This window comes from Streptomyces sp. NPDC059080, assembly GCF_042739975.1.
Classification (GTDB): Bacteria; Actinomycetota; Actinomycetes; order Streptomycetales; family Streptomycetaceae; genus Streptomyces; species Streptomyces benahoarensis.
Map to the genome: position 1 here is coordinate 41,525 of NZ_JBHYGX010000046.1, position 6,017 is coordinate 47,541.

General features: G+C 65.6%; 5 protein-coding genes. 4 read left to right on the top strand and 1 reads right to left on the bottom strand.

Annotation, left to right across the window (positions count from 1 at the left end):
* The first annotated feature begins 1,594 nt into the window (after positions 1-1,594).
* The 4 genes from ACFWWQ_RS25935 to ACFWWQ_RS25950 all read left to right on the top strand — a co-directional run bounded on the left by ACFWWQ_RS25935 (position 1,595) and on the right by ACFWWQ_RS25950 (position 3,803).
* The gene (locus tag ACFWWQ_RS25935) at positions 1,595-2,212 is read left to right on the top strand and encodes a tyrosine-type recombinase/integrase (RefSeq protein WP_384600698.1); all 618 of its coding nucleotides are present in this window, start codon (positions 1,595-1,597) and stop codon (positions 2,210-2,212) included.
* 228 nt (positions 2,213-2,440) lie between these two features.
* Positions 2,441-2,647, top strand: a complete 207-nt coding sequence (locus tag ACFWWQ_RS25940) for a helix-turn-helix domain-containing protein (protein ID WP_384600701.1) — start codon at positions 2,441-2,443, stop codon at positions 2,645-2,647.
* 66 nt (positions 2,648-2,713) lie between these two features.
* Positions 2,714-3,520, top strand: coding sequence for a tyrosine-type recombinase/integrase (locus ACFWWQ_RS25945; protein ID WP_384600704.1), 807 nt, complete (start codon positions 2,714-2,716; stop codon positions 3,518-3,520).
* A 67-nt stretch (positions 3,521-3,587) separates the two neighbouring features.
* A complete protein-coding gene (locus ACFWWQ_RS25950) occupies positions 3,588-3,803 on the top strand; it encodes a tyrosine-type recombinase/integrase (protein WP_384600707.1) in 216 nt (71 codons plus the stop codon).
* A 62-nt stretch (positions 3,804-3,865) separates the two neighbouring features.
* Here ACFWWQ_RS25950 and ACFWWQ_RS25955 read toward each other — a convergent pair whose 3' ends face one another.
* Positions 3,866-5,317: a hypothetical protein gene (locus ACFWWQ_RS25955; protein WP_384600710.1), complete on the bottom strand. Its 1,452-nt coding sequence runs from the start codon at positions 5,315-5,317 to the stop codon at positions 3,866-3,868.
* Positions 5,318-6,017 lie beyond the last annotated feature (700 nt).

A 6,017-nucleotide genomic window follows, 5' to 3' on the forward strand; every position in this document is an offset into this window, starting at 1 on the left:
GCGGGTGCTTTTGCCTGCTGCCTTCTTGTCGACTCGTTCAGGAAGCCAGGCTCGACCCTCGGGCCCGATTCTAGTGGGCGGAACTGACAACCAGAGTGGGGCGAATTGGTTATGACAAAGGACTTACGGCCTGGCCGATTGGCCCAGGGGTACGTCGCGTGGCGCTCCGAATCCCGCTTCATGGCGAGCATGGCGTCACACGGCAGCGCTACGGCTTTGCAGGCCGCAGTTCGCGGTGACAGGTAGACGGCAAGGTCGACCCGGCAGCGCCATGGCACCCGGACCGTTCAGGCCGAGCGCTCCTGGGGCGGCCGCGATGGGCCGCCCCGCGCGAGGGTCTTGCTACCGGTGCCTGCTTACGTGCGTAACCACGCTCATGCCTGCACCAAAAGTGAATGCCAGGGCAGCCGCACCGGACGCGGCAGCGGTGAACGGAGCCTGCCCGAGAGCGGCGGAGCCGATCCCGATGGCGAGCCCAGTGACCATGGAGGTCAGAGCGACGACGACAACGTGGTAGATGCGGTGGTCGCAGGTAGAAGCGGATGCAGTCAAGGGGGCCCTCCGGAACTTCGAGAGAGCGCCGTCACAGAGCCAGGGCAGGTGTCAACCCACCGTCGGATCGGGGTCACGACGTCGCCGCCCAGCGGGCGTCGCCATAGGAGAGCGCCGGCCAGGCGCCCCTATAGGTTCGCGGCCGTCCCGCCGTGATAGCTGACTCCCTGCATCGATGCACCCTGCCTTCCGAGGTCTCGACAACAGCAACCATCGTAGCTAACCCCTCTGACAATTAAGCCGGTTGGTGGCAGTTGCCTCCAGAGGGAAGGTCTCAGCTCTGGGGCAGCTCCCGATGAGGTCGACGCCTCTGTAGCCGGTCTGCCAGTAACCAGCCTCTTCGCACCTCCGAGCGACAGATCGTTGTCTCACGCCGCGCGTGGTTGGAAGCGGCCTGCGAGGTCCACTGCAGAGCGGTTTCGATTCTAGCTCTGCATGTAAACGGGAAGTTTTCGGCTCCCCTATTTGTAGACCGCAGGTGTATTCAGCCGACTGCCCGGCAATGGAGAGGTCAACTTGGCGCGTACAACCGGACCATCGTGCATCCTGCGAAGCGTCCGCCGAAACAAAAGCCCCGCAGTCCGGGCTGCTGGATAACGGCATCAGCACGCGAGATGGTGTGGCATTGGGTATCCGCAGCGAGTTTCCCTCGTTCTCATTGCTGAATAGCCTTGAGTTCTCTCACCGGATGATCGGCCCTGCGGGCGCCTGTGCGCGATAGATCAGGCGCTTAGAAGGCGCCTGCTCTGTTCTCGTGTTTCTTGGCTGCCGATGTCCAGTTCTGGGTGTTTCGTGCCGATTCGCCGACGGCGGACACATTGAGTCCTGTACGGACTGGATTAACTCGGCGAAGGAAGTAAACCTAGAGCGGTCTTCGGAAAGTAAAACCTGCTCTCTGTGCATCAACCGGGTCCGCGAGAGGTGCGTCGCGGGCGCAACATAGCCGACGATCGGCGGTTAGCCAAACCGCCGATTCTCCGGACCATTGAATTATCAGGGGCCGCCGACGCGCCCTGATGTCTCATGTGAGGAGTCATTTAGCTTGTCGAAGCATGCAATAGACGAATCGTCCTTGCTCTCTGCGGACTATGTCCGCGCCCTTCTGGAGTGGATCCAGCAGGAATCCTCGGGGGCCGTTTTCCCTTTCCTCGCCTCTATGGCGGGCACCGCGCTTTCGCCGGGCGAAGCAGCCTTGATTCGGTTGCACGACGTGATGCTCCCGGACGGGGAGCTCGGGGAGGTGCTGGTCCGTGCCGGCGAGGGCCGGAGGGTTCCTATCTCTCCGGACCTCGTGGGTGTGCTGAGGCGCTGGATCGACGAGGCGGACTTGGAAGCTGAGGATCTGTTGTTCCCGGCTGAGCAGGGTGGGCCGTTGGCGTCCTCCGAGTACATGAGGGCGTGGAGGCAGGCTCGCCAAGCGGTGTTGAGCCCGGACGAGGTTCAAGCAGGCTTGGGGGAGCAGGTCTCCAGCCTGCGTGACTCCTGCCTGGACCGCTGGCTCGACGCGGGCGTACCGGCGTGGGGTGTCGCCGAGTGGGCCGGTGTGAGCGCGAGCTGGATTGCGCTGCGGTACCCGCACCGCTTCCGGCTGGAAGACGTCGAGATCGACTGGGACCACCTGGAAGAGATCCTGCGCCTTCCCGACATTCCCGAGCGGTAGCTTCCCGTCCCGCGCTCCGACTCATGATCCGAGCGCGCGAGCACCGCCGCATACTTCCCGAACGTCGGTGGTCCACGCCTCACGCGGCCGTGTCACATGGCCGGCCCCTCAGCGATTTGGTCCCACTGCCCTGACAGGGCTGGTTGACCTGCGCCGTGGACCACCGACAGCCCGGCTGAATCAATTCGCCTGCTTGGCCTTTCCGCCTCTGTTTCCGAGGACTCGCGCATGCCTGCCCATTTGCTGTCCATTCCCGCTGTCGCCGCTGCCCTGGACGTTGACCGTCGCACCATCTACCGCTTCATCGCCGCCGGAGACCTCCCCGTCGTCGACCTGCGCACCGGAACGGAACGATCCCGCGTCCGTGTCCCCGCTGCCGGGCTGGAGGAGTTCATCGCCAGCAGGCTGGTTCCTTCCCCTCGCACCCGCCGGTGATCTCTCGCCGCCAGTCCCGCCCTCACCGTTCCCGAACGAAGGAGTAGTACCGCGTACCTGCGCAAATTGAAGTCCGGCAAGTGGCAGGCGACCGTCCGCAACCGGGCCGGAGACCGGTTCAGCGAGTCCTTCCCCCTCAAGGCCCAGGCGCGGGCCTGGGGCATCGACCTGGAGACCCAGTTCGCCCGCGGAGGCCTGCGCGACCCGCGGGCCGGCGAAATCGCGTTCCAGGAGTGGCACGACCGATGGTGGAACGCCCGCATCGTCGAACCCCACACCCTGCGAGGCGACGCGTCGAGCATCAAGAACCACGTCATGCCCTACTGGGCAGACTGGCAAATGCGGGCCATCACCCGCATGGACGTCCAGAGCTGGATCCGCTCCCTGGTCGAGAAGGGCACAGGCCCCTCCGCGATCAAGCGGGCCTACAACCTGACGTCGTCCATCATGCGCGCAGCGGTCGACGACGATGTGATCGCGGTCAGCCCCTGCCGCAGCATCGATCTGCCGCCCATCGCGATCGAACCGCCGCAGTGGTTCACGCCCGACCAGGCGCAGAGCATCCTCGACGGACTCGCCCCTGTCTGGCGAACGATGTGCCTGCTCGGCTTCTACACCGGACTGCGCTGGGGAGAGCTCTCCGGCCTTCACCGCCACCGCATCGACACGCGCCGCTCCCGCCTTTTCGTGGTGGAGGTCAATACCAAGAGTGGCATCAAGGAGTACCCCAAGAGTTCCAAGAGCCGCCGGGAGGTCCCGCTCCCGCCCCACGTCCTGGAGGCCCTCGAACGCCACATCCACCGGCTCGACCGCGACGCAGTGGTCTTTCACGACCATCACCAAGGGCCGCTCCGGGCGCCTCCTCGCCGATAGCAACTGGCGTCGGCAGACCTGGTGGCCTGCTGTCGAGGCTGCCTACCATTTCGGTGACGACGGCGAGTTGCAGCTCGTCCCGCACTACCCGCCGCACTCTATGCGCCACACCTGCGCTTCGTGGCTGGTCCAGAGGGGGGTCTCGCTCTACGAGGTCCAACACCTCCTCGGCCACGAGAGCTTCCAGACCACCCAGCGCTACGCCCACCTCCAGCCGGACACACACAAGGCCGTCCTCGGAGCCTGGGAACGCATGGAAATTCCGCTCACCATCGTCGCATGAACGTTCCTTCGCCCTGTCCTCCACGGACAGGGCGAAGTCGTCTGCCGGTGGACAGGATCGTGTCACGTACGCGGGTCAGTTGGCCGGTCGTCGGGAAGTGTCCAGCGGCCGTCGGCGTCGAACGGCCACGGGTAGGCGTAGGCATCGACCTTCGCAAGCTCGCGCAGCACCTCCCGCCCGGTCGGCGGATCCACAGGAGTGCGCAAGGGTTCCTGTAGGGGGTCGAGTTGCACCGCGTACGCCTCAGCCCATTCCAGCCAGCCCGCCTCGTCCGCCGCAACCGGTGCCTCGCCGGCTCGGGCGCGGGCTGCCTGGCAGAAGGCGCGGATCTCGTCGGCCTGCCGCCAGGCCCGGATCTGCCCGTTAAGAACTGTCGCCCGGTGCTGCTCGATCTGCTGCTCGCGAGCCCGCGCGACGGCCGCGTACCAGCGGCGCCGCTGTTCGGCTTCACGCAGCTCCTTCTCCTGCTCCCGGCGGTCGGCTTCCGCCGCAATGCGCTCGAGATCCCGCAGTAGATGTCCCAGTCGTGATTCCAATGTCCACCGGGCACCGTCGCTGTAGGAGTACGAGTGCTGGTACCAGCTCCCGGAGGGGGCGCCGAGAGTGAGGCGGCCGTTGAATTTTTCGTCGTATTTGGGCAGGCGCGTCCAGGGATTGCGCTCCTGCTGACGGAGCTCCTGTGGAGTCGGCTCGTGCGGGACCTTGGTCGTCCGCTCTGTGAGAGCGAGGGGAAAGGCCCGGCACCGGATCACGATCGCGACTGTGTGCACGGCTTCACCGTGTTTCAGGTCGCTCTGGGCCTCGACCGTGTAGCCGCGGCTTTCCGCTTCCGTCAACAGTGCGTGCATGATCCGCAGGGCCCGGTCGGCGAGTGGACGCGACAGGTACAGCGGGATGACTTCCGGCTTGCCCCGGGTGTCGACCACCCTTTGGGATCGGCCGAGAGCCGTGCGCGTCGCACGAACGAGATGATGAGGGCGATCGAGGGTCTCCGGCACATCGATGGCCGGAACGGGAGGAGGCTGGGCTGCCTTCTCAGCCTCCTCGTCAATCAGCGTGAAGACACAGTCGCCGCGCTGTCGGCCGTTCCACCGCAGCTTGTGCCCTGTGGGCACGTGCCCATGGTGGAGCGCGTCGTAGTACGCCGCCCGCCATCGACCCCGGGTTTGCGTGGCAGGATCGGGAACCGTGATTTTCCCCGAGGCCGACTGCAGACGAGAGATCAGTTCGGCTCCGCCGGCTGGAGCCCGTGCGGCCTGGGCGGCATCGCCCTTCAGCCGTTCCTTCTCGGCCTGGACCTGTCGGGGATGCTTGCCGTGCTTGAGGTAGTAGCGGCCGTCCGCAGTGACTACGGCGACGTGTCCGCTCCCGCGCCAGGTCCGCTTGATCAGGTCCCGTTGTTCCAAGGCCCAGGACGTCTGGGTCCGGGCAGGTGGGATGGGCATTGCACTGGAAGCTGCCGCGATCTCGCGGAGCAAGTCGACCTGCGGCTCCGTCAACGCGTACTTCACCACGTCGGCTCCTCGACGGTCCGTGGACGGGAAGGCCAACCTAGGGGCGCCACAGGCGCCTGGCGTGCAATGGTCCTCCGTACGGGTGCATCAGGCTGTTACCGACCACGGCCGTTATGGCGGCGGTGTAAGACTTCGCAGCGATCGCCCCAGTGTCGCCACTTCGCTGCCGTGACGCTCATTTGACGCTCCGAGCCCCCTACGCCACCCTGGCCGAGTGGCAGAACGACGCCTGACCTGCTGTTTCGGGTACAGCCGTCCAGGCCGACACTTTTTCGATGCCCCACCACGTGGAGTGCGTGGCGATCCTGGAGAAGGCGGGAAGGGGCTGTGAGCTGCGGGTTCGCGGTTCCGGTGAGTTGCTCGACCTGTTCTTCCCCGGCGGATGACGTGTAGCTCACCGCATCGCGCTCGAAAGGCTCTGGCCTGGGCTTTTCCAAGAGCTGCGGAGCCGGTGGGCACGGATCCGTGCCCACCGTGGTGGAGGAGCGCGGCGCACTCGACGCTCTCCTGACGCTCATTTTGATGGCGTGTCATGTCTTCGCGGCCGCCTTCGCTGGCCTTGGCTTGGTCCCGCAGGGGAGTTGTCAGGGGGCTCGTCCTTGAGCCTAAGACCGTGTCCTATGTGGTGAGGCGGGTGAATCGCTTGTAGCAGCACAGGGCTGCGGCGAGGCCGAGAAAGGCCAGGTAGTTGCGGGGGTGG